Below are 26394 nucleotides of genomic sequence, written 5' to 3'. Positions count from 1 at the left end.
CTGGCATTTCGGGCTCCCCTCTCCCGCGCGCGGGAGAGGGGTTGGGGGTGAGGGCCGGCGGTCCAAGCCGAGACAGGTCGCAATTTGCACCGCAACGCCCTCACCCCCGGCCCCTCTCCCGCAGGCGGGAGAGGGGAGAAAACCCCGAGGCAGCTCAAGCCCGCCCCCCCCAAACAAAAACGCCCCGCATCCGCGGGGCGTTTTTCCTGGCAACCGCCAAGTTCTCAATTCTCAAATCTCGACCTTGGTGCCCAGTTCCACCACCCGGTTGGCCGGGATCGAGAAGAAGTCCGACGGCTTGGCGCCGTTCTGATGCATCCACGCGAACAGGCGCTCGCGCCACATCGACATGCCGGGCAGCTTGGACGGGATGACGGTCTCGCGGGCGATGAAGAACGACGTCTCCATCAGCTCGAAGTGCATGTCGAGCTTGCGCTGGGCCAGGTCGAGCACGCGGTTCACGTCCGGGGTCTCCTTGAAGCCGTACTCCGAGGCCAGGATGAATACGCCGCCGCCCAGGTCCTTGCAGGTCAGGCGGTGGTCGTCGTCCACGTAGGGAATGTCGCGCGTGACAAAGCTCAGGAACACCACGCGCTCGTGCAGCACGCGGTTGTGTTTCAGGTTGTGCAACAGCGACACCGGCACGGACTCGGTGCTGCCCGTCAGGAACACGGCCGTACCTTCCACGCGGTGCGGCGGGTGGGCCAGCAGGCCGGCGATGAACGGCTCCAGCGGAATGCCGTCCTCCAGGCTGCGCGCGCGCAGCAGCTTGCGGCCGCTGTGCCACGTCATCAGCAGGAAGAACGCCGTGCTGCCCATCAGCAGCGGGAACCAGCCGCCCTCGGCCACCTTGAGCAGGTTGGCCGAGAAGAACGACAGGTCGACGATCAGGAACGACGCGCCGAGCACGGTCACCAGCACGCGGTTCCACTTCCAGAACCGGCGCATGACGATCACGGCCAGGAACGTCGTGATCAGCATCGTCGTGGTCACGGCGATGCCGTAGGCGGCGGCCAGGTTCTCGGACTTGCGGAACGACAGCACCACCGCAAACACCAGCACCAGCAGCGCCCAGTTGATCACCGGCAGGTAGATCTGGCCGATTTCCGCCGCCGACGTGTACTGGATCCGCATGCGCGGCAGGAAGCCGAGCTGGATGGCCTGGCTGGTCAGCGAGAACGCGCCCGAGATGACCGCCTGCGACGCAATCACGGTGGCCGCCGTGGCCAGCAGCACCATCGGCAACTGCAACAGGTCCGGCACCATCAGGAAGAACGGGTTCTCGATGGCCTGCGGGTTGCTCAGCAGCATCGCGCCCTGGCCGAAGTAGTTCAGCATCAGGCACGGCATGACCATCACGAACCAGCCGTAGCGGATGGGCTTGGCGCCGAAGTGGCCCATGTCGATGTACAGCGCCTCGGCGCCGGTCAGCACCAGGAACACGCTGCCCAGCACGATGAACGCCTGCAGCGAGTGCTCCAGCAGGAACGAAATGCCGAACCACGGGTTGATGGCGGCCAGGATGTACGGCGACTGGATCAGGTTGTAGACGCCCAGCCCGCCCAGCGCCAGGAACCACGCCACCATGATCGGGCCGAACAGCTTGCCCACCGCGCTGGTGCCGTGGCGCTGGATAAAGAACAGCACGCAGAGGATGGACAGCGTGATCGGGATCACGAAATGCGACAGCCCCGGCGCGGCAATCTCCAGCCCTTCCACGGCCGACAGCACCGAGATGGCCGGCGTGATCACCGCGTCGCCATAGAACATGCAGGCGCCGAAGATGGCCGACATCATGATCAGCTTGGCCATGCGCGACCGGGGCGCCGCCGTGCGCAGCGCCAGCGCCATCAGCGCCAGCACGCCGCCTTCGCCGTTGTTGTCGGCCCGCATGACGAACAGCACGTACTTGATCGACACCACGACGATCATCGCCCAGAACAGCAGCGAGATGATGCCGAGCACGGCCTCGTGGCTGAACGGGATGCCGTGGTCCTTGCTGAAACACTCCTTGAGCGCGTACAGGGGGCTGGTGCCGATGTCGCCAAAGACGACGCCGATCGCGCCGATCACGAGCGCACGGGTGCTCGGGCTTTCGACGAAATAATGGCTGGTGGTTGCGGATTGGGTCATGGATTTGGGTCAGGTGAACCGGCTCGCGCCTCTACGTGCCCGACTCTGGCTGCGCGGGCGTGACACCACGGCGCAGTCCCTCCAAAGTGAATCTCCAGGCACATCTTCTCTCACGCTAGCGGCTCCGGTCCCCGGTGGGGCGTGTTGGCCTTCTCAGTTTCTATTGCATTGCACAAACGCGCGCATTCTAGATGAAGAGTCGTGCGACGACCACTGTGGAAGATGCCGGTGTCCACCGGCACGACCGATCAAGCATGGGAAAGAAGGCGGAGATGGTCAAGCCCGGCCTGCGCGGCGCGCGGGCCACGGGCGCCGGGCGGGACGTTGCGAATCGGCGACAGAAGTGGCGCCGGCGCAACCTGATGAAACGCCCGTCAGAATCCTGGCCCGCCCTGTTCAGACGCCCAGGTAGCGGTCCAGCGCGGCCGGCGCGGCGGCCAGCTGGGCGGCGGGCCCAGCCATGACCACCAGCCCCTTTTCCAGCACGACCACGCGGTCGGCATGGGCCAGCACGGCGCGGTAGTTGCGGTCCACCACGATCGACGCGATGCCGGTGCCGCGCACGGTGGCAATCACGTTCCAGATCTCATGGACGATGCGCGGCGCCAGGCCCTCGGTGGCCTCGTCCAGGATCAGGCAGTCCGGGTTGGTCATCAGCGCCCGGCCAATCGACAGCATCTGCTGCTCGCCGCCCGACAACTGCTGCCCGCCGTGGCCCAGCCGTTCCTTGAGCCGGGGGAACAGGTCGAGCACGCGGGCCTCGTCCCAGTCCCGGCGGCCGTTGCAACCGGGCCGCGCGGCCATCAGCAGGTTCTCCCGGACGCTCAGATTCGGAAAAATGCCACGTCCCTCGGGCACGTAGGCGATACCCAGCCGGGCCACCTCGTGCGGCCGCGCGCGCGACATCTCGCGCCCGGCCACGTGGATCTTGCCCTCGCGCTCGCGCACGTGGCCCAGCAGCGTCCGCAGCAGCGTGCTCTTGCCCATGCCGTTGCGGCCCAGCAGGCCCACGGTCTCGCCGGCGTTGACGTGGAAGTCGATGCCGCGCAGCACGTGGCTGGACCCGTACCAGGCGTTGAGCCCGCTGGCGTCGATGATCGGCGTGGGATTCATGCGCCGGCCTCCTCTTCCTCGCCCAGATAGGCCAGTTGCACCTCGCGGTTGGCCCGGATGCCGGCCGGATCGCCCGACGCGATGACCGTGCCGTTGACCATCACCGTGATCCGGTCGGCCACGGCGAAGACCGCTTCCATGTCGTGTTCGACCAGCAGGATGGCGTGGCCCTCGCGCAGCCCGCGCAGCAGGTCGAGCATGCGGGCCGATTCCTCGGCGCCCATGCCGGCCAGCGGTTCGTCCAGCAGCAGCGCCACGGGTTCGGTGGCCAGGCACATCGCCACTTCCAGCTGGCGCTTCTGGCCGTGCGCCAGTTCGCTGGCGACGCGATTCGCATGCTGGGCCAGCCCGGCGCGTTCCAGCGCCTCGTCGGCCAGCGCGCGGCTGGTGCGGCAGCCCTGCGCCGGCTCCCAGAGCCGCCACGCGCGCTGCGCCCGCGACTGGGCCGCCAGCCGGCAGTTCTCGCGCACGGTCAGCGGCAGGAAGATGTTGTTGCGCTGGTAGCTGCGCCCCACCCCGTGGCGCGCCAGCCGCGGCTGCGGCCAGCCCGTGACGTCCTGGCCCTGCAGGTGCAGCCGCCCCTCTGACGGCGGCAGCTCGCCCGACAACAGGTTGATCAGCGTCGACTTGCCCGCGCCATTGGTGCCGATGACGGCGTGGATCTCGTTCAGGTGCAGCGACAGGTCCACCTGGTTGACCGCGGTCAGGCCGCCAAAGCGGCGCGTCAGCATGTCGGCCTGCATGACCGGTACCGGGTTGCGCGCGTTCATACGGCCTCCCGGCTGTGCGGGGCGGCGGTGTCGGCGCTGCCACCGTCGGCCCCGTCCGGGCGCCGCGTCCGGCGTGGCGACCGGTGGCGCAGCACCGCCGGCACGCTGACCAGCCCGCGCGGCAGCAGCGCCACGGCCGCGATGATGAAGCCGCCCATCAGCAACTGCCAGTGCTTGGTCAGGGACCCGAACCATTCGGCCAGCAGCACGAACGAGAACGCGCCCAGCACGGCGCCAGCCAGGCTGCCCACGCCGCCCAGGATCACCATCAGCATGGCGTTGCCCGACTGGTGCCACGACGCGATCTCGGGGTTCACAAAGCCGAACTGGATCGCGTAGAGAAATCCCGCCAGCCCGGCCAGCATGCCGCCGGCCACAAAGGCGCCCAGCTGGTAGCGATAGGTGGCAAACCCGGCCGCCCGCATGCGCTGCTCGTTATGGCGGATGCCCACCAGCGCGTGGCCAAAGCGCGACCGCAGCAGCAGCGCCAGCAGGCCCAGCGTCAGCAGCAGCGCGGCCAGCACCAGCCAGTAGAAGCGCACCGGATCGTTGACCGTCAGCGGCAGTTCCGAGAACAGCCCGAACTCGGGCCGGAAGTAGATATAGGTGCCGTCGCTGCCGCCCGCGATCTTGGTGTCGTGGAACACGAAGTAGACCATCTGCGCGAACGCCAGCGTGACCATGATGAAGTAGATGCCGCGCGTGCGCAGCACCAGCGCCCCCACCACCAGCGCCAGCGCCCCGGCCGCGCCCACGCCGGCCAGCATCAGCAGCCAGCCGTTGCCCGCGCCGCTCTGGGGCGCCAGCATCGCCGTGGCATAGGCCGACATCGCAAAGTAGGCCGCATGGCCCAGGCTGACCAGCCCGGTGTAGCCGATCAGCAACTGCAGCGACAGCGCGAAGATCGCCATGATCATGACCTTGCTGAGCAGCTCGATGTAGTACTTGTGGCTGTCGGCGGTCAGCACCATCGGCGCCGCGCAGAGCAGGCCAAAGGCGACCACCCAGCCGGCCGCGGCCAGCCAGGGCGGACGCCGCGGCACCACCGGCTCAGGGGTTTCGGTGTTGGATTGCATGTCGATATCCGTCAAATTGGGTGCTCCCCTCTCCCGCTTGCGGGAGAGGGGTCGGGGGAGAGGGCCTGGCGGTTCCAGGCCTGACCGGTCGGCATACGAAGCGCCGCGCCCTCTCCCCCAGCCCCTCTCCCGCGATGCGGGAGAGGGGAGCAGACCGGCGGTACATTCCCTACCCCGCCTTGAACAGCCCCTGGGGCTTCCACAGCAGGATCACGGCCATCAGCAGGTACACCAGCACGCCGGCGGCGTCCTGCCAGAACACCTTGCCGAACGTATCGACGAAGCCGATCAGCAGCGACGCCACCAGCGCGCCCTTGACCGAGCCGATGCCGCCGATCACGACCACCACAAAGCAGATGATCAGCACCTGGCCGCCCATGCCCGGGTACACCGACGACACCGGCGACGCGATCATCCCGGCCAGCACGGCCAGCGCCACGCCCAGCGCGAACACAAAGCGGTACAGCACGGTCACGTTGATGCCCAGCGACTGCACCATCTCGCGGTTCGACGCGCCCGCGCGGATCATCATGCCCACGCGGGTGCGGCGGATCACGTAGTACATCGCGCCGGCCACCAGCAGGCAGATGGCCGAGATGAACAGCCGGTACACCGGATAGGTCATGTCGTTGCCGATGGGCAGCGCGCCGTCCAGCAGCGCGGGCACCGGCACGCCGTGCACGTCGTCGCCCACCAGGATGCTGCGCAGTTCCTCGAACACCAGGATCAGGCCGTAGGTCATCAGCACCTGCTGCAGGTGGTCCCGCTGATACAGGTAGCTGAAGAACGCCCATTCCAGCACGTAGCCGAACGCCACGGCCAGCACGATGCCCAGCGGCAGCGCGATGAACAGGTTGCCCGTCAGGCTGGCCAGCGTGAACGCCAGGTAGGCGCCGAGCATGTAGAAGCTGCCATGGGCCAGGTTGATCACGCCCATGATGCCGAAGATCAGCGTGAGCCCGCTGGCCACCAGGAACAGCAGCAGGCCGTACTGCACGCTGTTCAGGCACTGGATCAGAAAGGAGACGATGTCCATGGCGATGCCGGCGCGCTGCCGTCCGGGGAGTCCTGGGGGTCGGTGGGGTCGGTGAATTCGGGAGGGTCGATGGGCGCGGTGCCGGGGGCGCCAGGCCGGCGCCCCGCTGCGTCAGAGCCGGCAGCCGCGCGCCGGATCGGCCAGCGCCTTGACGGCCACGCCGCTGACCTTGTTCTCACGCCCGTCCACCTTGCGCAGGTAGAAGTCCTGCACCGGGTTGTGCGCCTTCGACAGCGTGAACGCGCCGCGCGGGCTGTCCACCCGGGCCGCTTCCATGGCCTTGATGATGTCCGGCTTGCGCGTCATGTCGCCCTTGACCGCGTTGGCACCCACGGCCAGCAGTTGCGCGGCGTCGTAGCCCTGCACGGCGTACACGTCGGGCTGGAGCTTGTACAGCTTGGCGTAGTCGAGCCGGAAGGTCTTGTCGCGCGCGTTGCTGAGGCCGTCGGCATAGTGCAGCGTGGTCTCCAGCCCCTGCGCGGCGGCGCCCTGGGCGTCCAGCGTGCCGTCGGTCAGGAATCCGGAAGCGTAGAGCGGAATCTTGTCCTTGAGCCCGGCCGCCTGCCAGTCCTTGACGAACTTCACCGCGCCGCCGCCGGCGAAGAACACGAACACGGCGTCCGGCTTCAGCGACGCCACCTCGGTAATCAGCGCCTGGAACTCGACGTTCGGGAACGGCAGGCTCAGTTCCTTGACCACCTTGCCGCCCTTGGCCTCGAACGCCTCCTTGAAGCCCTTGACCGACTGCTCGCCGGCCGCGTACTTCCACGTCAGCGTGACCACCTTCTTCATGCCGCGCTCGGCCAGCACGTGGCCCATGGCATAGCCGGGCTGCCAGTTCGAGAACGACGTGCGGAAGATGTTCGGGCCGCACAGCGGGCCGGTGGCCTCGTCGACGCCCGCGTTCGGAATGATCAGCAGCGTGTTGTTTTCCTTGGCCACCTTGACGATGCCCATCTGCACGCCCGAGTGGACCGTGCCGACCACCACGTCGACCTGGTCGCGCTTGACCAGCTTGGTGGCGTTCTCGGGCGCCTTGGCCGGGTCCGATTCGTCGTCGACCTTGAAGTACTCCACATCGCGCCCGCCCAGCTTGCCGCCCTGCTGCGTCACATACATCCGGAAACCGTTCTCGATGGCCGTGCCCAGCGCCGCGTAGGTGCCCGTGTACGGCAGCATGAACCCCACCTTGACCTTGCCCCCGGCGGCCGGCGCGGTCTGGGCGGTGGCCAGGCCGGTGGCGGCCAGCAGCACCGCGGCGGTGCCGGTGGCCAGGGTGGCGGAAAGACGACGAGCGTGCGGCAGCCTGCGCGATGCAATGCGATGCATGGAATCTCCTCCGGATGGTCTTAAGCCAGCGGCGCCGTGCGGCCCGGATCGGGGGCGATCGGCCGCGTCGCCAATTATTTTAGGATTGAAGTATTTGCAGTTATAAACGCCGCGGTCGCCGCCGTCAATGCGCCCGTCTGGTCGCGGTGCGGCGAATGCCCACAGCGCGCGAGTTTAAGCAGTACGGTCTGCGGGGCATATCGCTGGATACCCTCGATCTGGGCCATCGTGCCGTACTCGTCGTCCTCGCCCTGCACGGCCAGCACCGGGCAGCGGATGCCGTCCAGCAGCGGGCGCAGGTCGAAATGCCGGAAGGCCGGATCGAGCCAGATGTCGTTCCAGCCCCAGAACGCCGAGTCCACGTCGGCATGGTGGCGCGCCAGCCGCGCGCGCAGGTCGGTGTGCAGGAAGGTGTCGCGCGTGGTGGCGATGCTGCGCACCGACAGGTCCTCCACCACGATGTGCGGCGCCAGCACGGTCAGGCCGTCCACCGCGTCAGGAAAGCTCGCCGCGTGGATCAGCGCGATCGACCCGCCGTCGCTATGGCCCAGCAGCCACGGCCGGCCATGGCGGCGGCCCGGCCCGATGCCCAGCGCCTCGAACAGCGCGGGCAGCGCCTCGCGCGCCTGGCGGTGCATGAAGTCGACGTCCCACTTTTCGTCCAGCGGGCGCGGCGTGGACCGGCCGTAGCCGTAGCGCGAGAACACCAGCCCCCGGAAGTCGCCCGCCTCGCAGAACTGGCGCGGAAAGTCGCGCCACATGCTGACCGATCCCAGCCCCTCGTGCAGGAAGACGACCAGCGGCCGCCGCTCGCGCCGGGGCCGCAGCCACTGGCACTCGATCTCGATGTGCCGCCCGTCGAACGGAATCCGCACCACTTCGTCCAGCATGTCGCCACCCATTGCCACCCCTCCCCTGCTCCCTGCGCTGCCGGACTACGACAGCCGTGCCGCTTCCTCGCGCTGGCGCAGGCGGAAACGCTGGATCTTGCCCGTGGCGGTCTTCGGCAGCTCCGCCACGCATTCGATCTGGCGCGGATACTTGTACGGCGCTAGCCGGGTCTTGACGAACGCCTGCAGCTCGGCCGCCATGCCGTCGTGCCACTGCTGGCCCGGGCGCAGCACGACGAACGCCTTGGGCTTGACCAGTTCGTCGGCATCGGCCACGCCGATCACCGCCGCCTCCAGCACGGCCGGGTGCTGGGCCAGCGCCGCCTCCACCTCGAACGGGGACACGTAGATGCCGCCAACCTTGAGCATGTCGTCGCTGCGGCCCGCGTAGGTGTAGTAGCCGTCGGCGTCGCGGACGTACTTGTCGCCGCTGCGCGTCCACGCGCCGACGAACGTGTCGCGGCTCTTGTCGCGGTTGCACCAGTACATCAGCGCCGCCGTCGGCCCCTTGATATAGAGGTCGCCAATCTCGCCGTCCGCGCACGGCTCGCCGCGCTCGTCCAGCAGCTTCAGCTCGTAGCCGGGCACCGGCTGGCCCGTGGTGCCGTAGCGCACCGCGCCGGGCCGGTTCGACAGGAAGATGTGCAACATCTCAGTGGAGCCGATGCCATCCAGGATGTCGCAGCCGAAATGGGCCAGGAAGCGGTCGCCGATATCGCGCGGCAGCGCCTCGCCGGCCGACGTGCACACGCGCAGCGCCACGCTGGCCCGGGCCGGCAGGTCGGCGGCCGCCAGCATGCCCGCAAACAGCGTGGGCACGCCGCAGAACACGGTCGGCCGATGGGTAACCAGCCGCTGGAACACGGCCTGCGGCGTCGGGCGCTCGGCCATCAGCACCGTCGTGGCCCCCACCGACAGCGGAAACGTCAGCGCGTTGCCCAGGCCATAGGCAAAGAACAGCTTGGCGGCCGAGAACACCACGTCGTCATCGCGCAGGCCGAGCACGCGCCGGGCGTAGAGATCGGCCGTGTGGAACAGGTTGCCGTGGGTGTGGACCGTGCCCTTGGGCCGGCCCGTGGAGCCGGACGAATAGAGCCAGAACGCCATGTCGTCGGGGCCGGTGGGCGCCACGCGGGCCGTCGGGCGGGCCGCCTCGACCATGCGGGCGACGCTGGCGTCCGCACCGTCTTGCACGCCCGGCGCCGCGAGGATCACGTCCGGGGACAGCCCGGACTTGTCGATGGCCGCCTGCATCGTCGCGCGCAGCGGGGCCGACACCACCACGGCCCGCGCGCCGCTGTGCTCCAGCATGTAGGCGTAGTCGTCGACGGTCAGCAGCGTGTTGACGGCCACCGGCACCACGCCGGCCAGCAGGCAGCCCAGGAAGACGGTCGGAAAGTCGATGGTGTCGAGCGCGCAGACCAGCACGCGCTCCTCGCGCCGGAAGCCCGCGTCGTGCAGCGCGCCGGCAAAGCGGCGGCAGCGGTCGTCGAGCGCGGCAAAGGTCAGCGAGGTGGCATCGTCGATGTAGGCGGTCCTGGCGCCCCGCCCGGCCGCGAGGTTGCGGGCCAGCAAGTCGTCGGCGGCGTTGTAGCGGGCCGGCAGCGTGGCCACGACCGGATCGGTCGCGCCGGCGGGCACGGGCGATGCCTGGGATACGGCCGGGCGCGCCGCCGACTCTGCCGGGGCGGCAGCGGCGGTGCTCGTCATCGGGGGCGTCATGTCTCCACTCCTCTGGCCATCCGGCACGTCGCCAGCACCACCGCGCGCCCGATCTGGCTTCCAGCAGTTTGTCTTGTTGTTCCGACAGCCATGCGCTGCGCCGTCGTTATGACGATGCATTTTATTTCATATCGACTATTATGCAAGCAAGGGTATGCACTATATGGCAGTGCCATGTTGCCCGCCTTGGCCAGCCGCCACGCATTTTGCTGCACGTATAATGCGGCGCCGATCGACCCGCCCTTCCTGCCTACGACTGCCTGCATGCGCCGCGACCCCGACACGCTCCTGACGCCCGACCAACCCGCCGCGCCCCACGCGGAGCCGCGCGCCGCCGAACGGGACCCCTACCTGACGCACCTGGGCGAGCGAATCCGCTCGCTGCGCGCCGCGCGGGGCATGTCGCGCAAGGACCTTGCACGGGGCGCCGATGTGTCCGAGCGCTATTTGGCCAACCTGGAGACGGGCACCGGCAATGCGTCGGTGCTGCTGCTGCGGCAGGTGGCCGGCGCGCTCGACGTGCCGCTGCCCGTGGTGCTGGCCGAGGTCGACGGTCACGCCGCCGGCCATGGCGGCCCGCGCGCCACCGAGTTCTCGCAACTGGTGCAGTGGCTGGCCCAGCTACCGGCCAGCGATCTGGCGCGCGTGCGCGAGGCCGCCCAGCACGCGCTGTCGCCGGCCGAGTCGCACGACGCGCGCCACCGCCGCATCGCACTGATCGGCCTGCGCGGCGCCGGCAAGTCGACGCTGGGCCGGGCGCTGGCGGCGGCCGAGGACATGCCCTTCGTCGAACTCAATGCCGCCATCGAGCAGGAAGCGGGCGCGAGCCTGTCGGAAATCCACTCGCTCTACGGCCAGGCCGCCTACCGCCGCTATGAGATGCGCGCGCTCGAACGCGTGCTGCGCGACCACGACACGATGGTGCTGGCCACGCCCGGCAGCCTGGTGTCGGAGCCGGCCACGTTCAACCTGCTGCTGTCGCGCTGCCTGACGGTCTGGGTGCGGACGTCGCCCGAGGAACACATGGCGCGCGTGGTGGCCCAGGGCGACATGCGGCCGATGGAAGGCAATCGCGAGGCGATGACCGACCTGCGCCGCATCCTGCAGGCGCGCAGCCCGCTCTATGCCCGGGCCGACGTGGCCATCGACACCAGCGGCCAGGATGCCGCATCGTCACTCCAGGCGCTCCAGGCGCAACTGCGGCAGCTCACCGCCCCCTGACCCTTCTCCCGGTCCAGACAACCCATCGCACGGCGGGCCTTGCATCGTCTCCGACGATGCACTATATTTCATCGCAAATGAAATAGCACTATAGTGCATCAAGGAGACGCCCCCCATGTCGACGACGGACCTCGCCATTGAATCCCCCGCCGCGCCGGTGACCTTCGAGCGTCACCCGGACCACTACCGCCACTGGCAGCTTACGTTCGACGGCCCCGTCGCCACGCTGGCCATGAACGTGGACGAGGAAGGCGGCCTGCGCCCCGGCTACGCGCTGAAGCTCAACTCGTACGACCTGGGCGTGGACATCGAACTGCACGACGCGCTGCAGCGCATCCGCTTCGAGCACCCCGAGGTGCGCACCGTCGTCCTGACCAGCATGAAGGAGCGCATCTTCTGCTCCGGCGCCAACATCTTCATGCTGGGCAAGTCCAGCCATGCGTGGAAGGTGAACTTCTGCAAGTTCACCAACGAGACGCGCAACGGCATCGAGGACGCCAGCCGCCATTCCGGCATCAAGTTCATCGCCGCCTGCAACGGCACCACGGCCGGCGGCGGCTACGAGCTGGCGCTGGCCTGCGACGAGATCGTGCTGATCGACGACCGGTCGTCGGCCGTCAGCCTGCCCGAGGTACCGCTGCTGGGCGTGCTGCCCGGCACGGGCGGCCTGACCCGCGTGACCGACAAGCGCCGCGTGCGGCGCGACCACGCCGACATTTTCTGCCTGACCACCGAGGGCGTGCGCGGCCAGCGCGCCAAGGACTGGCGGCTGGTGGACGAAGTGGTCAAGCCGGCCCGCTTTGCCGAACACGTGCGCGAGCGCGCGCAGGCGCTGGCGGCCGGCAGCGACCGGCCGGCCGGAGACACCGGCGTGCCGCTGACGCCGCTGTCGCGCCAGGCCAGCGATGCCGGCTATGTCTATGACACCGTGCGCGTCGACATCGACCGCGCCGCCCGGCACGCCACCATCACCATCGCCGGACCGGCCGGCGGCCAGCCGTCCGACCTCGCCGGCATCGTCGCGGCCGGCGCGCAGTGGTGGCCGCTGAAGATGGCGCGCGAACTCGACGACGCCATCCTGACGCTGCGGACCAATCATCTCGACATCGGCATGTGGCTGCTGAAGACCCAGGGCGACGCCGCGCAGGTACTGGCCGCCGACGCGCTGATGGACGCCCACGCGAGCCACTGGTTCGTGCGGGAGACCATCGGCATGCTGCGCCGCACGCTGGCGCGGCTCGATGTGTCGTCACGCAGCCTGTTCGCGCTGGTCGAGCCGGGCTCGTGCTTTGCCGGCACGCTGCTGGAACTGGCGCTTGCCGCCGACCGCAGCTACATGCTGCAACTGCCCGACTCGCCCGACCAGGCGCCGCGCCTTTATGCCGATGCGGCCAATTTTGGCCGTTATCCGATGCCGAACGGCCTGACCCGGCTGGCCGCCCGGTTCTACGAGGACGCCGACGCGCTGGCCGCGGTGCGCGCGCAGGCCGGCCAGCCGCTGGACGGCCCGGCCGCCGAGGCGCTGGGGCTGGTCACCGCCGCGCCGGACGACATCGACTGGGAAGACGAGATCCGGATCGCCATCGAGGAGCGCGCGAGCCTGTCGCCCGACGCGCTGACGGGCCTGGAAGCCAACCTGCGCTTCGGCGGCCACGAAACCATGGAAACGCGCATCTTCGGCCGGCTGACCGCCTGGCAGAACTGGATCTTCAACCGCCCGAACGCGGTCGGCGAGCACGGCGCGCTCAAGGTATTCGGCACCGGCAACAAGGCACGCTTCGACTGGGACCGGGTCTGACCCTCCCGGCACATCTGGCATATACCAAAGGAGACCCGCGATGAGCATCGATTACAGCCAGAAGATTCCCAACAACGTGAATCTGTCGGAGGACCGGGCGCTGCAGCGTGCGCTGGAACACTGGCAGCCGGCCTTCCTGGACTGGTGGCGCGACATGGGCCCGGACGGCTCGCACAATTTCGATGTCTACCTGCGCACGGCGGTGTCCGTGGACCCGTCGGGCTGGGCGCATTTCGAGCACGTCAAGATGCCCGACTACCGCTGGGGCATCTTCCTGCAGCCGGCCGATGCCGAGCGCAAGATCCATTTCGGCGAGCACAAGGGCGAGGCCGCGTGGCAGGAAGTGCCGGGCGAGCACCGCGCCAACCTGCGCCGCATCATCGTCACGCAGGGCGACACCGAGCCGGCGTCGGTGGAGCAGCAGCGCCACCTGGGCCTGACCGCCCCGTCGCTCTACGACCTGCGCAACCTGTTCCAGGTCAATGTGGAGGAAGGCCGCCACCTCTGGGCGATGGTCTACCTGCTGCACCGCCACTTCGGCCGCGACGGCCGCGAGGAAGCCGAGGCGCTGCTGGGCCGCCGCTCGGGCGACGAGGACAACCCGCGCATCCTGGGCGCCTTCAACGAACGCACGCCCGACTGGCTGGCGTTCTTCATGTTTACCTACTTCACCGACCGCGACGGCAAGTTCCAGCTCTGCGCGCTGACCGAGTCGGGCTTCGATCCGCTGGCCCGCACCACGCGCTTCATGCTGACCGAGGAAGCGCACCATATGTTCGTGGGCGAATCGGGCGTGTCGCGCGTGATCCAGCGCACCTGCGAAGTGATGCGCGAGCGCGACATCCGCGACCCGGCCGATGTGCGCGCCGCCGGCGTGATCGACCTGGAGACGATCCAGCGCTACCTGAACTTCCACTACAGCGTGACGATCGACCTGTTCGGCGCCGACCAGTCGTCGAACGCGGCCACGTTCTACAGCGCCGGCCTCAAGGGCCGCTTCGAGGAAGGCAAGCGCGCCGACGACCACGTGCTCAAGGGCGACGTGTACCGCATCCTGGAAGTCCAGGACGGCCGGCTGGGCGAGCGCGAGGTGCCGATGCTGAACGCGCTCAACGAGGTGCTGCGCGACGACTACATCAAGGATTCGATGGGCGGCGTGGCGCGCTGGAACAAGGTGATCGAGAAGGCCGGCATCGACTTCCGGCTGACCGTGCCGCACAAGGCGTTCAACCGCAAGATCGGCTCGCTGGCCAACCTGCACGTGTCGCCCGAGGGCCAGGTCATCAGCGAGGCCGAGTGGCAGGCCCGCCAGGACCAGTGGCTGGCCACCGACGCCGACCGCCAGTTCGTGGCGTCGCTGATGGGCCGCGTGGTGGAGCCTGGCAAGTTCGCCAACTGGATCGCGCCGCCGGCCATCGGCATCAACCGCCAGCCGGTGGATTTCGAGTACGTCCGCTTCAACTGAACACCGACCGACACGGGACCGACGATCATGGGCGCCGCCGACATCATCAAGCAACATCTGATCGATCCGGAAATCTGCATTCGCTGCAACACCTGCGAAGACACGTGCCCGATCGATGCCATCACGCACGACGACCGCAACTACGTGGTCAAGGCCGACGTCTGCAACGGCTGCGGCGCGTGCCTGTCGCCCTGCCCGACCGGCGCCATCGACAACTGGCGCACGATGTTCAAGGGCCAGGCGTACACGCTGGACGCGCAGTTCGGCTGGGACGAACTGCCGCCCGAGGTGCCGCTCAGCGAATCGGCCATCGAGGCCGCGGCGGAGGCGGAGGCAGCCGACGCGGCCGCGGATGCCGCCGGGCAGGCCATCGGCGATGCCGCGCAGGCCAGCCGGGCCCCGGTACTGCAGCAGGTGGAAACCAGCCGCCACACGTCGCCGCGCGCGCCGTGGTCGGCCGCCCATCCCTACGTCAACCTGCACGGCATCCGCGAGCCGCTGACCGCCACCGTGGCCGGCAACTACCGGCTGACCGAGGCCGATGCGTCGAGCGACATCCACCACATCGTGCTCGACTTCGGCAACCAGTTCTTCCCGGTGCTGGAGGGCCAGGCCATCGGCATCGTCCCGCCGGGCACCGATGCGTCGGGCCGGCCGCACTACATCCGCATGTACTCGGTGGCCAGCCCACGCGACAGCGAGCGGCCCGGCTACAACAACCTCGCCCTGACCGTGAAGCGGGTGGACACCGACCACGACGGCAATCCCGTGCGCGGCGTGGCGTCGAACTTCCTGTGCGACCTGGAGAAAGGCGCCACGGTGCAGGTGACCGGCCCGTTCGGCAACACGTTCCTGATGCCGAACCACCGCGAAGCCAGCGTGATGATGATCTGCACCGGCACCGGATCGGCGCCGATGCGGGCCATGACCGAGCGGATGCGCCGCAACATGGCGCAGTTCGACGGCCGCCGGCTGCTGTTCTTCGGCGCCCGCAACCGCCGCGAGCTGCCCTACTTCGGCCCGCTGCTCAAGCTGCCCAAGGACTTCCTGGACATCCACTTCGCGTTCTCGCGCGACCCCGACGTCCCGCGCCGCTACGTGCAGGACGCAATCCGCGAGGCCGCCGCCGACGTCGCCACCCTGCTGGCGGACCCGCACGGCTATATCTACATCTGCGGGCTCAAGGGCATGGAGGAAGGCGTGCTGGCCGCGTTCCAGCAGGTCTGCACCGACGCCGGCCACGACTGGCCCGCCATCGAGGCGCGGCTGCGCGCCGAAGGACGGCTCCATATCGAAACCTACTAGCGCGTTGGTGCGGCAGGCCGCCTTCGGCCTCGATTTGCAACTTCCCATCTGAAACCTGATACCTATAATGTTTCTCAAGAAACAGGAGTTCAGGCGATGCAATCGAGGCAGATTCCGGAGACCGCGTCCGACGGCCCTGACGCCGGCGTGACGCTGACGAAGGCCGTGATGCGCGCCGCCGGCTTCCTCGGCATCAGCCAGGCCATCGTCGCCAACGTGCTCGGCATCAGCACCGCGTCGGTCTCGCGCATGGCGTCGGGCGGCTATGTGCTCGACGCGCATCGCAAGGAATGGGAGTTCGCCATCCTGTTCGTCCGCCTGTTCCGCTCGCTGGACGCCATCCTGGGCCACGACGAGCAGGCCCGGCTCTGGCTGACCCATGACAACATCGCGCTGGGCGGCAAACCGCTCGAACTGATCCGCACCACCGAGGGCCTTGTCCGTGTCGTTCACTACCTGGACGCCACCCGCGGTCGCCTCTGAGCGCCGGCCGTTCGCGCTGACGCTCTGGCGCGCCGTCGAGGCCCAGCACGTGGTGTCGACCATGGCCCTGGTCGACACGCTCGCCGAACACGCCGTGCTCGAAGCGGTGATCGACGCCGGCAAGCCCGCCGTCCCGCCCGACGCGCGCCACCTGCACTACCTGATTTCCACCCCCTTCCGCTATCCACCCACCGAAGCCGGATCGCGCTTCCGCGGCGGCCAGGACCCCGGTGTCTTCTACGGCGCCGAGTCACTTGCCGCCGCCTGCGCCGAACTGGCCTACTGGCGCTGGCGGTTCCTGATGGAAAGCCCGGCACTGCCCCGCATCGACGCCCGCGCCCAGACGTTGTTCCAGGCGGGCGTCAAAACCACCGGCGTCGCGCTGGACGCGCCTCCGTTTGCCGACGATGCGGCGCACTGGTCCGACCCGGCCGACTACGACGCCTGCCAGACGTTCGCGCGCGTCGCACGCGAGGCGGGCGCCGGCCTGATCCGCTACCCCTCGGTGCGCGACCCGTCCCACGGTGCCTGCGTGGCCGTGCTCACGCCCCGCGCATTCGACCCGCCGCAACCGCTGGCCGCCACCCAATGGATGCTGACCGTCCGCCACGACCGCGTGATCTGGCAGCGCGACGACCTGCGCCAGCGCGAAAGCTTCGAAGTGGAAACCACCGCGTGGCAGCCGGTGCGGCAACGCACAAGCGAAAGTCCCGACGCGCCTTGAACGCGCGACCCGAATCCCGCTCCAATGAAAGAGCAGACGTCGGTATCACAGAAGTTTTAAGTTTCTGTTGCAATGCGCCAACCGACCTCCTATAATCACAGCTTCGACGGACGCGGGGTGGAGCAGTCTGGCAGCTCGTCGGGCTCATAACCCGAAGGTCGCAGGTTCAAATCCTGCCCCCGCAACCAACCGATCCTTGCTCAATCGGTACCGTCAACAGCAAGTCCGCATCAAACCCGCCACTGGCGGGTTTTTTGTTTTCCGGCGCCCGTCATCCGCCGCTCGATCCGGCCCCCGTTTGCGCCCGGCTCCGCACCCCGCGCCCTTGGCGCGTTGCCTCACGCTGGCGCCCCGGCGAGCCCCCGTCGCGGTGATACACTTGCCCCCATTCTTCCCGGACGCCTCCCATGAAATTCTGCTCGAACTGTGGTCATGCGGTTGTGCTGCGCGTGCCAGAAGGCGATAACCGCCCGCGCAGCATGTGCGACAACTGCGGCACGATCCACTACGTCAATCCGCGTAACGTCGTCGGCACGATCCCGGTCTGGGAAGACAAGATCCTGATCTGCAAGCGCGCCATCGAGCCCCGCTACGGCTTCTGGACGCTGCCCGCCGGATTCATGGAAATTGGCGAAACCACGGCCCAGGCCGCCGCGCGCGAGACGCTGGAAGAAGCCGGCGCCCGCGTGGAGGTGGGCGAGCTGTTCTCCATGCTCAACGTGCCGCACGTGCATCAGGTGCATCTTTTCTACCTGGCGCGCCTGAACGACCTGGACATCGCGCCGGGTGAGGAAAGCCTGGAAGTGAAGCTCGTCGACGAGGCCGACGTGCCCTGGGACGACCTGGCCTTCCCCACCGTGATCCATACGCTGCGCTGCTTCTTTGCCGACCGCGCCGCCGGCAAGATCGACGCAGGCAACTTCCGCCTGCATACGCTCGACATCGACAAACCCATGCGGCCGCTGACCAGCCGCGCCACCGTCACACCGTGACCGCGACGCCCGTCGCGACGCCTTCCCACCCGGCATGATTACCTGGCTCGACCCGCAGGATCCGTTTCCGCCGGTCGACCGCGCGCTCGGCCCCGCCAGCGATGCGCCCGGCCTGCTGGCCGCCAGCCGCGACCTGACGCCCCAGCGGCTGCTGCTGGCCTACCGGCAGGGCATCTTCCCCTGGTATTCCGAAGGCCAGCCAGTCCTCTGGTGGAGCACGGACCCGCGCATGGTGCTGACGCCGTCCGCACTCAAGGTGTCGGCCACCTTCCGCAAGACCCTGCGCCGCGTGCTGCGCGATCCCGACTGGGAAATCCGCGTCGACGACAACTTCGTGGCCGTCATGCGCGCCTGCGCCATGACCCGGCGCGACGGCCAGCTCGGCACGTGGATCACCCACGAGATCATCGCGGCCTACACCGCACTCCATCGGCTCGGACTCGCCCACTCGGTGGAAGCCTGGTACCAGGGCGAGCGCGTGGGCGGGCTCTACGGCGTGGCGCTGGGCCGCATGTTCTACGGCGAATCGATGTTCGCGCACCGCACGGACGCCTCCAAAATCGCGCTGGCCGCGCTCTGCGGATTCCTGGACAGCCACGGCGTGACCATGATCGACTGCCAGCAGGAAACCGACCACCTTGCGTCGCTGGGCGCCGCGCCGATCCCGCGCAGCACCTTCATCGCCCACGTCCGCGCCGCCGCCGGGGCCGGCGCGATCGAGCCATGGCGTTTCGACAAGCGCGAACTGGCACGCTGGACCGGCCCCAACGGCCACGCCGACGCGCCGGGCGCCGCCTGACCGCCTATCGGCTGGCCCGCCCTTCGAGCCGGCCCACGCGGACGCCGACTTCCGCCACCGCCTTGGACAAGCCGTCGAGCCGCAGATTGGTCTCGTCCATCCGCCGGTTCGCATCGTCGATGCGCCGGTTGGTGTCATCGATACGCCGGTACGTATCGTCGAACCGGCCACCGATGCGCTTGTCCATTTCATTCATCGCCACGGTCAGCGGCGTGACCTGCGCGTGGATTTCGGTCCGGACCATGCCGACGAACAACTGGCGCTGGTAATCGAGAATGCCGAAGACGCTGACGACGATGCCGAGGCTGACCCCGACCAGCGCCGCCAGGTCGGCGTGACGCCCCCTTTTCTGCTGGCCGACCCGGCCCCCGGCTTCGATAGGCAATGACGCCATGATGTGCTCCTGAAGTATCAGTGCCGCCATCGTACAAACCCGGGGCGCGCCGCACCATGCGACGAGTCTCAAAATGGGGGCCGGCGATCCATCGTTGTCCTGCAGACGTTGCCCGATGGGCTCTGATAGACTGCCACTCAGGCCGACACAGGCGTCCGACGCGCCCCCTTCATTCGACGTCATGAGCAAGCTGAAGGAACTTCCGCTATCCGCGCTGCAGTTTTATGCGACGGCGCCGTACGCCTGCAGCTACCTGGAGGGCCGCATGGCGCGGTCGCAGGTGGCCACGCCCGCCCACCTGATCAACGCCGACGTCTACTCCCGGCTGGTGCGCGCCGGGTTCCGCCGCAGCGGCATCTTCACCTACCGCCCCTATTGCGACGAATGCCGCGCGTGCACGCCGTGCCGCGTGCTGGTGGACCAGTTCCAGCCCGACCGCAGCCAGCGCCGCGCCTGGCGCCAGCATCAGGGCCTGCAGGCGCTGGTGGCGCCGCTGACCTACGTCGAGGAACACTACGCGCTGTACCTGCTCTACCAGTCGATGCGCCACGCCGGCGGCGGCATGGACCAGGACAGCCGCGACCAGTACGAGCAGTTCCTGCTGCAAAGCCGCGTCAATTCGCGGCTGGTGGAATTCCGCGAGCCGCCCGGGTCTGCCGAAGCCGGCAAGCTGAGGATGGTCAGCATGATCGACGTGCTCGACGACGGCCTGTCGTCGGTCTACACGTTCTACGATCCGCTCGTCGCCGGCGCCAGCTACGGCACGTACAACATCCTCTGGCAGATCGCGCAGACGCGGGAGCTGGGCCTGCCGCACCTGTACCTGGGCTACTGGATTGCCGACAGCCGCAAGATGGCCTACAAGGCGCGTTTCCAGCCGCTGCAGGTGCTGACCGGCAACCAGTGGCACGCGTTCGAAGGCCCGGCGGTGGTGCCCGAGCCGCCCGCGCGGCCGCAGCCGGGTCCGGCGCAGGAATAGGCACGGGACCCGGCGCGCGGCGCCGCCATCCACGGCGAACCGGGGTCTGGCCCGACCCGAACGGCTACAATGCCGCCCTGATTCCGACACCTCGCCGGCCCTGCCGCCCTCCTGACCGTGCTCAACGCGCTCTATCCCCTGTTTCGCCCCGCCCTGTTCTCCATGGATGCGGAGGACGCCCACCATTTCACCCTGAACAACCTGATGCGCGCGCAGCGCCTGGGGCTGGCCGGCTGCATCGGCAATGCCATTCCCGACGATGCGCGCACCGTGATGGGCATCCGCTTCCCGAATCCCGTGGGCCTGGCGGCCGGGCTGGACAAGGACGGCGCCTATATCGACGGGCTGGCCGCGTTCGGCTTTGGCTTTATCGAAGTGGGCACGGTCACGCCGCGCGCGCAGGCCGGCAACCCACGCCCGCGCATGTTCCGGCTGCCGCAGGCCGATGCGCTGATCAACCGCATGGGCTTCAACAACGGCGGCGTGGATGCGTTCATCCGCAACGTGCAAGCGTCGCGCTGGAAGGCCGAGGGCGGCGTGCTGGGGCTGAACATCGGCAAGAACGCCGACACGCCGATCGAGCGCGCGGCCGACGACTACCTGTACTGCCTGGAGCGCGTCTATCCGCACGCCAGCTACGTGACGGTGAACATCTCGTCGCCCAACACCAAGAACCTGCGGCAACTGCAGGGCGCCAGCGAGCTGGACAGCCTGCTGTCCACGCTCAAGGCCGCCCAGCAGCGCCTGGCCGACCAGCACAAGCGCTACGTGCCGGTGGCGCTGAAGATCGCGCCGGACCTCGATGACGACCAGATCCGCAATATCGGCGACGCGCTGGTGCGGCACGGGATCGACGGGGTGATCGCCACCAATACCACCATCTCGCGCGACGCCGTGCAGGGGCTGCCCCATGCCGACGAGGCCGGCGGCCTGTCCGGCCGGCCCGTGTTCGAGGCGTCGACGCGCGTGGTGCGCGAGCTGCGCCGCGTGGTTGGCAATGATCTGCCAATCATCGGCGTGGGCGGCATCTTCGACGGCGCCGGCGCGCGGGCCAAGATCGACGCCGGCGCGCAGCTCGTGCAGGTCTACAGTGGCCTGATCTATCGCGGCCCCACGCTGGTGCGCGACTGCGCCGCCGCGCTGCGCCGAGGCTGACCGGGGCCCGGAGACGCCTGTCGGCCATCAGGCGCATTCGCGCCGAAATCAACATTTCGGCGCAATTTCTTGCGGCGCACCCCTCCCCCGTGGGTATTTATCGGCAGGATATGCCGCCATGCAGCACCAAAAGCGATCCCAGCGGGGGCCGAAAATGGTATGCTCGCAGGCTTCGCGCCGTCGTATCCGATGTGACCACGCGCCCCGCCCGCACCTGCCGCCGGGCGTGCGGCGCACTCAGCCGGACCGCCGGGCAGCCCCGCGGCATCCGGCATGCCGCCGGCGCCCGGCAGGACGGCTGCGCGTACCGTTTGCGGCTGACTGAATGAAAAGCACCGAATCCTTCGGGGGAGAACAACTACATGCTGCGTCTCAAGGCATCCACCACCCAGTCCATCCTCGGCAGCGCGGTTGCGCTGGCCCTGCTCTACGGCGGCGCCGTGCAGGCCCAGACGGCGACCGTGAAGGTCCTGTCGATCGTGGACCACCCGGCACTCGACGCCATCCGCGACGGCGTGCGCGACGAGCTGAAGGCCGCCGGCTACGACGCCGACAAGAACCTCAAGTGGGAATACCAGAGCGCCCAGGGCAACCCGGGCACCGCCGCCCAGATCGCCCGCAAGTTCGTGGGCGACCAGCCGAGCGCGATCGTGGCCATCGCCACGCCGTCGGCCCAGGCCGTGGTGGCCGCCACCAAGAGCGTGCCCGTGGTGTACTCGGGCGTGACCGATCCGGTGGCCGCGCAGCTTGTAAAGGCATGGACGGCATCGGGCACGAACGTGACCGGCGTGTCGGACAAGCTGCCGCTGGACAAGCAGGTGTCGCTGATCAAGCGCGTGGTGCCCAAGGCCAAGACGGTCGGCATGGTGTACAACCCCGGCGAGGCAAACTCGGTGGTGGTGGTCAAGGAACTGAAGGACCTGCTGGCCAAGCAGGGCATGTCGCTGAAGGAAGCCGCCGCGCCGCGCACCGTGGACATCGGCCCGGCCGCCAAGAGCCTGATCGGCAAGGTCGACGTGATCTACACGAACACCGACAACAACGTGGTGTCGGCCTACGAATCGCTGGTCAAGGTGGCCAACGAGTCGAAGATCCCGCTGGTGGCGTCCGATACCGACAGCGTCAAGCGGGGCGCCATTGCCGCGCTGGGCATCAACTATGGCGACCTGGGCCACCAGACCGGCAAGGTCGTGGTGCGGATCCTGAAGGGCGAGAAGCCGGGCGCGATTGCCTCGCAGACGTCTGACAACCTTGAGCTGTTCGTGAACACGGGCGCCGCCGGCAAGCAGGGCGTGACGCTGGCGCCGGACCTGGTCAAGGAAGCCAAGACCGTCATCAAGTAATACTGCCGCACGCCGCGCGCCCTACCCTGCGGCGCGCGGCCCGAGGCGCCCCCCATGGCCCTATCCGGGCCGGCCGGACGGCCCGCAAAGGATTTCCCCAATGTCCCTCTTTTCCCTGCTGGGTGCCCTGGAGATCGGCCTGATCTTCAGCCTCGTGGCACTCGGGGTGCTGATCTCGTTCCGCATCCTCAACTTTCCCGACCTCACCGTCGATGGCAGCTTTCCGCTGGGCGGCGCCGTCGCCGCGACGCTGATCTCGGCCGGCCAGGACCCGATCCTGGCCACGCTGGCGGCCATCGTGGCCGGTGCCATTGCCGGCTGGATCACGGGCTGGCTCAACGTGCGCCTGAAGATCATGGACCTGCTGGCCAGCATCCTGATGATGATCGCGCTCTACTCGGTCAACCTGCGCATCATGGGCCGCCCCAACGTGCCGCTGATCACCGAGCCGACGCTGTTCACCATGTTGCAGCCCGAATGGCTGCCCGACTACGTGCTGCGCCCGCTGGTGCTGTTCGTGGTGGTGGTGGCCGCCAAGCTGGCGCTGGACTGGTTCTTCTCGTCGCAGCTTGGCCTGGCGATGCGCGCCACCGGCGCCAACCCGCGCATGGCGCGCGCCCAGGGCGTGCCCACGGGCCGCGCCACGCTGGCCGGCATGGCGCTGTCGAACGCGCTCGTGGCGCTGGCCGGCGCGCTGTTCGCCCAGACGCAGGGCGGCTCGGACATCTCGATGGGGATCGGCACGATCGTGATCGGGCTGGCCGCCGTGATCATCGGCGAGACGATCATCCCGGCGCGCCGGCTGGTGTTCGTGACGCTGGCCGTGGTGATCGGCGCCATCCTGTACCGCTTCTTCATCGCGCTGGCGCTGAACTCGGAATTCATCGGCCTGAAGGCGCAGGACCTGAACCTGGTGACCGCCGCGCTGGTGACGCTGGCGCTGGTGCTGCCGGCCACGCGCAAGAAGCTGTTCGCCCGCAAGAACGGAGGTGCCTGACATGCTGCGCGCAGAGAACCTGAAGCTCACCTTCAACCCGGGCACCCCGATCGAGAACCGCGCGCTGCGCGGCCTGAGCCTGGAGATTCCGTCGGGCCAGTTCGTGGCGGTGATCGGCTCCAATGGCGCCGGCAAGTCGACGTTCCTGAACGCCGTCAGCGGCGACACGATGGTCGACAGCGGCCGCATCCTGATCGACGACACCGACGTCACGCGCCAGCCCGCGTGGGACCGTGCCCACCTGGTGGCGCGCGTGTTCCAGGACCCGATGGCGGGCACCTGCGAGGCGCTGACGATCGAGGAAAACATGGCGCTGGCCATGGCGCGCGGGTCGCGGCGCGGCTTCCGGCCGGCGCTGAACAAGGCGTCGCGCGAACTGTTCCGTGACAAGCTGCGGCTGCTGAACCTGGGCCTGGAAAACCGGCTGACCGACCGGATCGGCCTGCTGTCGGGCGGCCAGCGGCAGGCGGTGAGCCTGCTGATGGCGTCGCTGCAGCCGTCGCGCATCCTGCTGCTCGACGAGCACACCGCCGCGCTGGACCCCAAGACGGCCGCGTTCGTGCTGGAACTGACCGCGCGCATCGTCGAGGAAAGCCAGCTTACGACGATGATGGTGACGCACTCGATGCGCCAGGCGCTGGACTACGGCCAGCGCACGGTCATGCTGCATCAGGGACAGGTGGTGCTGGACGTCTCCGGCGACCAGCGCAAGGGCCTGGACGTGCCCGACCTGCTGAAGATGTTCGAGCAGACCCGGCACGAACAGCTCGACGACGATGCGTTGTTGTTGAGCTGAGCCTCCCACCACCGGAGACTGGCTCCCCCCTCCCGCACAGCGGTAAAGGGGTTGGGGGTGAGGGCATTGAGCATCTGCTTGCCGACTGGTCGCAATTTGCACTGCTGGCCCTCACCCCCGGCCCCTCTCTCGCCATGCGGGAGAGGGGAGCAAACCATCTGCGCGGCCGACGGCTGTATCTCCTACTGAACCGCCCCGGCCTTCTCCAGCCACTTCGCCAGCTGGTCCGTGACCGCCGTGCTCGAAAACGAGCGGCTATCTTGGGCGAAGGCGGCCGACATCTCCATCCGGCGTAGCAATTCCTCCATGACCTGCCCGAACGCGGGCGGCAGCGACAACGATGCGGCCGATGCGCGCCAGCGGGCGATCAGCTCGCCGACGGGCAGCGTGCCGGCCACGTGGGCGTCCAGTGCCTGGCGCATGACGGCCAGCGTGTCCTGATTGGCGCTCATTACCGCGCCCTCCTTTCCTTGTAGAGTTCGCGGAACGTGCGGCCCGCCGGGGCGGGCATGTCGCGGGTGTCGGTCCAGCCCTTGCCGGCCATTGGCAGGCTGGCGATCAGCTTGCTGCGCCCGCCCATGCGGGACAGCAGGCGGGCGCCGATGCGCGTCAGGAATGCATAGAGATCCGGGCGGCGCGCCACGTAGCCCCACGCCTGCAAGGCCACGCGCTCCTGCCACGGCCGCAGGTGGCGCTCCATCTGCTTCTCGCGCAGCTTGCGCAGCAGGTCGGACAGCGGGATCGATGCCGGACACACCCGGTTGCACTCGCCACACATCGTCGCAGCCTGCGGCAGGTCCACGGCATTGGCCAGCCCCACGTAGCTCGGCGTCAGCACGCTGCCCATCGGCCCCGGATAGACCCAGCCATAGGCGTGCCCGCCGATCTTCTGGTACACCGGGCAGTGGTTCATGCAGGCGCCGCAGCGGATGCAGCGCAGCATTTCCTGGAATTCGCCGCCGATCAGGCCGCTGCGGCCGCCGTCGACGATGACGAAATACATATGCTCCGGGCCGTCCTGCTCGCCGGGCGCGCGTGGGCCGGTCAGGATCGAGAAATAGTTCGAGATGGCCTGCCCCGTGGCCGAGCGCGGCAGCAGCCGCATCACCGTGGCCAGGTCTTCCAGCGTCGGCAGCACCTTCTCGATGCCGGTCACGGCCACATGAACGCGCGGCATGATCGTGCACATGCCCTCGTTGCCTTCGTTGGTCACCACGGCCACCGAGCCGGTCTCGGCGATGATGAAGTTGCCGCCGGTCACGCCCATGTCGGCCGACAGGAACTCGGGGCGCAGCACCTCGCGGGCCTCGCGCGTCATCTCGGGAATGTCGGTCAGGCGCGGCTTGTTGTGGACCTTCGCGAACAGGTCGGCAATCTCGTCCTTGTCCTTGTGGATCACGGGCGCGATGATGTGCGACGGCGGCTCGGCATCGTTGATCTGCAGGATGTACTCGCCCAGGTCGGTCTCGATGCTCTGCACGCCCATCTCGCCCAGCACCTGGTTGAGCCGCATCTCCTCGGTCACCATCGACTTGCTCTTGATGACCTTCTTCACGCCATGCTTGTGGGCGATCTCGGCCACCAGCCGCGCCGCGTCGGCCGTGGATTCGGCGAACAGCACCGTGGCGCCGCGCTGCGTCGCATTATCTTCAAAGGTGGCGAGCCAGACGTCCAGGTTCTCCAGCGCGCGGTTGCGGCGCTCCTTCAGCGCGGCGCGCGTGGCGTCGAAGTCGATGTCGCGGATGGCATCGGCGCGGGCCGTGACGAACTTCGTGGACAGTTTCTCGAGGTTCTGCTGCAGCCGCTGGTCGGCCAGCTTCTGGCCGGCGCGCGCCTTGAACTCCATGCTGTGGACTTGCATCGTGGGGGTTTCC

Annotated in this window: 24 protein-coding genes and 1 tRNA gene; 14 read left to right on the top strand and 11 right to left on the bottom strand. The window is 68.5% G+C overall.

Features of this window, described 5'->3' with window-relative positions; translation table 11 throughout:
- Positions 1-231: 231 nt before the first annotated feature.
- From EPAKOI_RS06590 to EPAKOI_RS06555, 8 genes are all read right to left on the bottom strand, one after another.
- Entirely contained in the window at positions 232-2133 is a 1902-nt protein-coding gene (locus tag EPAKOI_RS06590) for a potassium transporter Kup (RefSeq protein ID WP_124684453.1), read from the bottom strand.
- A gap of 396 nt (positions 2134-2529) precedes the next feature.
- The gene (locus EPAKOI_RS06585; protein ID WP_124684454.1) at positions 2530-3246 is read right to left on the bottom strand and encodes an ABC transporter ATP-binding protein; all 717 of its coding nucleotides are present in this window, start codon (positions 3244-3246) and stop codon (positions 2530-2532) included.
- A complete protein-coding gene (locus EPAKOI_RS06580; protein ID WP_124684455.1) occupies positions 3243-4016 on the bottom strand; it encodes an ABC transporter ATP-binding protein in 774 nt (257 codons plus the stop codon). The genes EPAKOI_RS06585 and EPAKOI_RS06580 overlap by 4 nt, the downstream gene beginning before the upstream one ends.
- Complete coding sequence (locus tag EPAKOI_RS06575) at positions 4013-5092, bottom strand: branched-chain amino acid ABC transporter permease (RefSeq protein WP_423193317.1); 1080 nt, start codon at positions 5090-5092, stop codon at positions 4013-4015. Before EPAKOI_RS06575 ends, EPAKOI_RS06580 begins: the two co-directional genes overlap by 4 nt.
- A gap of 169 nt (positions 5093-5261) precedes the next feature.
- Positions 5262-6128 carry a branched-chain amino acid ABC transporter permease gene (locus EPAKOI_RS06570; protein ID WP_124684457.1) on the bottom strand — a complete coding sequence of 289 codons (867 nt, stop codon included), beginning with the start codon at positions 6126-6128 and terminating at the stop codon, positions 5262-5264.
- Between the two features lie 111 nt (positions 6129-6239).
- Positions 6240-7457, bottom strand: coding sequence for an ABC transporter substrate-binding protein (locus EPAKOI_RS06565; RefSeq protein ID WP_423193316.1), 1218 nt, complete (start codon positions 7455-7457; stop codon positions 6240-6242).
- A gap of 74 nt (positions 7458-7531) precedes the next feature.
- Positions 7532-8359, bottom strand: coding sequence for an alpha/beta fold hydrolase (locus EPAKOI_RS06560; RefSeq protein ID WP_423193315.1), 828 nt, complete (start codon positions 8357-8359; stop codon positions 7532-7534).
- A 33-nt stretch (positions 8360-8392) separates the two neighbouring features.
- Complete coding sequence (locus EPAKOI_RS06555) at positions 8393-10069, bottom strand: benzoate-CoA ligase family protein (protein WP_423193314.1); 1677 nt, start codon at positions 10067-10069, stop codon at positions 8393-8395.
- Between the two features lie 264 nt (positions 10070-10333).
- Between EPAKOI_RS06555 and EPAKOI_RS06550 the strand changes: the two genes are divergently transcribed.
- The 9 genes from EPAKOI_RS06550 (at position 10334) to aat (ending at position 18856) form a co-directional block, all read left to right on the top strand.
- On the top strand, positions 10334-11290 hold the full coding sequence (locus EPAKOI_RS06550; protein ID WP_124684460.1) for a helix-turn-helix transcriptional regulator: 957 nt from the start codon (positions 10334-10336) through the stop codon (positions 11288-11290).
- A 115-nt stretch (positions 11291-11405) separates the two neighbouring features.
- Positions 11406-13088, top strand: coding sequence for a 2,3-epoxybenzoyl-CoA dihydrolase (gene boxC, locus EPAKOI_RS06545; RefSeq protein WP_423193313.1), 1683 nt, complete (start codon positions 11406-11408; stop codon positions 13086-13088).
- Positions 13089-13128: 40 nt separating this feature from the next.
- On the top strand, positions 13129-14553 hold the full coding sequence (boxB, locus tag EPAKOI_RS06540; protein WP_423193312.1) for a benzoyl-CoA 2,3-epoxidase subunit BoxB: 1425 nt from the start codon (positions 13129-13131) through the stop codon (positions 14551-14553).
- Positions 14554-14580: 27 nt separating this feature from the next.
- Positions 14581-15858, top strand: coding sequence for a benzoyl-CoA 2,3-epoxidase subunit BoxA (gene boxA, locus EPAKOI_RS06535; protein ID WP_423193311.1), 1278 nt, complete (start codon positions 14581-14583; stop codon positions 15856-15858).
- 96 nt (positions 15859-15954) lie between these two features.
- The gene (locus tag EPAKOI_RS06530) at positions 15955-16341 is read left to right on the top strand and encodes an antitoxin Xre/MbcA/ParS toxin-binding domain-containing protein (protein WP_124684464.1); all 387 of its coding nucleotides are present in this window, start codon (positions 15955-15957) and stop codon (positions 16339-16341) included.
- Positions 16301-17065 (top strand): RES family NAD+ phosphorylase, encoded by a 765-nt coding sequence (locus tag EPAKOI_RS06525; RefSeq protein ID WP_423193310.1) that lies wholly within the window; start codon positions 16301-16303, stop codon positions 17063-17065. Before EPAKOI_RS06530 ends, EPAKOI_RS06525 begins: the two co-directional genes overlap by 41 nt.
- A gap of 111 nt (positions 17066-17176) precedes the next feature.
- Positions 17177-17253, top strand: a tRNA-Met gene (locus EPAKOI_RS06520).
- Positions 17254-17472: 219 nt separating this feature from the next.
- Positions 17473-18057, top strand: a complete 585-nt coding sequence (locus EPAKOI_RS06515) for an NUDIX hydrolase (protein WP_124684465.1) — start codon at positions 17473-17475, stop codon at positions 18055-18057.
- Between the two features lie 34 nt (positions 18058-18091).
- A complete protein-coding gene (aat, locus tag EPAKOI_RS06510) occupies positions 18092-18856 on the top strand; it encodes a leucyl/phenylalanyl-tRNA--protein transferase (protein WP_423193309.1) in 765 nt (254 codons plus the stop codon).
- Between the two features lie 4 nt (positions 18857-18860).
- Here the strand turns inward: aat and EPAKOI_RS06505 are convergent, their stop codons facing one another.
- Positions 18861-19250 carry a hypothetical protein gene (locus tag EPAKOI_RS06505; protein ID WP_423193308.1) on the bottom strand — a complete coding sequence of 130 codons (390 nt, stop codon included), beginning with the start codon at positions 19248-19250 and terminating at the stop codon, positions 18861-18863.
- A gap of 181 nt (positions 19251-19431) precedes the next feature.
- On the opposite strand from EPAKOI_RS06505, the gene EPAKOI_RS06500 reads away from it, so the two are divergent.
- The 5 genes from EPAKOI_RS06500 (at position 19432) to EPAKOI_RS06480 (ending at position 24520) form a co-directional block, all read left to right on the top strand.
- Positions 19432-20229, top strand: a complete 798-nt coding sequence (locus tag EPAKOI_RS06500; RefSeq protein WP_124684468.1) for an arginyltransferase — start codon at positions 19432-19434, stop codon at positions 20227-20229.
- A gap of 117 nt (positions 20230-20346) precedes the next feature.
- Positions 20347-21384, top strand: a complete 1038-nt coding sequence (locus EPAKOI_RS06495; protein ID WP_124684469.1) for a quinone-dependent dihydroorotate dehydrogenase — start codon at positions 20347-20349, stop codon at positions 21382-21384.
- 362 nt (positions 21385-21746) lie between these two features.
- Positions 21747-22727 carry an ABC transporter substrate-binding protein gene (locus EPAKOI_RS06490; RefSeq protein WP_124684470.1) on the top strand — a complete coding sequence of 327 codons (981 nt, stop codon included), beginning with the start codon at positions 21747-21749 and terminating at the stop codon, positions 22725-22727.
- Positions 22728-22827: 100 nt separating this feature from the next.
- On the top strand, positions 22828-23724 hold the full coding sequence (locus tag EPAKOI_RS06485; protein WP_124684471.1) for an ABC transporter permease: 897 nt from the start codon (positions 22828-22830) through the stop codon (positions 23722-23724).
- 1 nt (position 23725) lies between these two features.
- A complete protein-coding gene (locus EPAKOI_RS06480; protein WP_124684472.1) occupies positions 23726-24520 on the top strand; it encodes an ABC transporter ATP-binding protein in 795 nt (264 codons plus the stop codon).
- A gap of 182 nt (positions 24521-24702) precedes the next feature.
- Here EPAKOI_RS06480 and EPAKOI_RS06475 read toward each other — a convergent pair whose 3' ends face one another.
- Together EPAKOI_RS06475 and EPAKOI_RS06470 are read right to left on the bottom strand one after the other, a co-directional pair.
- Positions 24703-24972, bottom strand: a complete 270-nt coding sequence (locus EPAKOI_RS06475; RefSeq protein WP_423193307.1) for a hypothetical protein — start codon at positions 24970-24972, stop codon at positions 24703-24705.
- A complete protein-coding gene (locus EPAKOI_RS06470) occupies positions 24972-26381 on the bottom strand; it encodes a LutB/LldF family L-lactate oxidation iron-sulfur protein (RefSeq protein WP_423193306.1) in 1410 nt (469 codons plus the stop codon). Before EPAKOI_RS06470 ends, EPAKOI_RS06475 begins: the two co-directional genes overlap by 1 nt.
- Positions 26382-26394 lie beyond the last annotated feature (13 nt).

Source organism: Cupriavidus sp. H18C2 (assembly GCF_049393795.1).
In the GTDB taxonomy this organism is placed as follows: Bacteria; Pseudomonadota; Gammaproteobacteria; order Burkholderiales; family Burkholderiaceae; genus Cupriavidus; species Cupriavidus pauculus_C.
The sequence above is the reverse complement of the archived record's forward strand: the minus strand, read 5'-3'. Positions and strand labels throughout refer to the sequence as shown.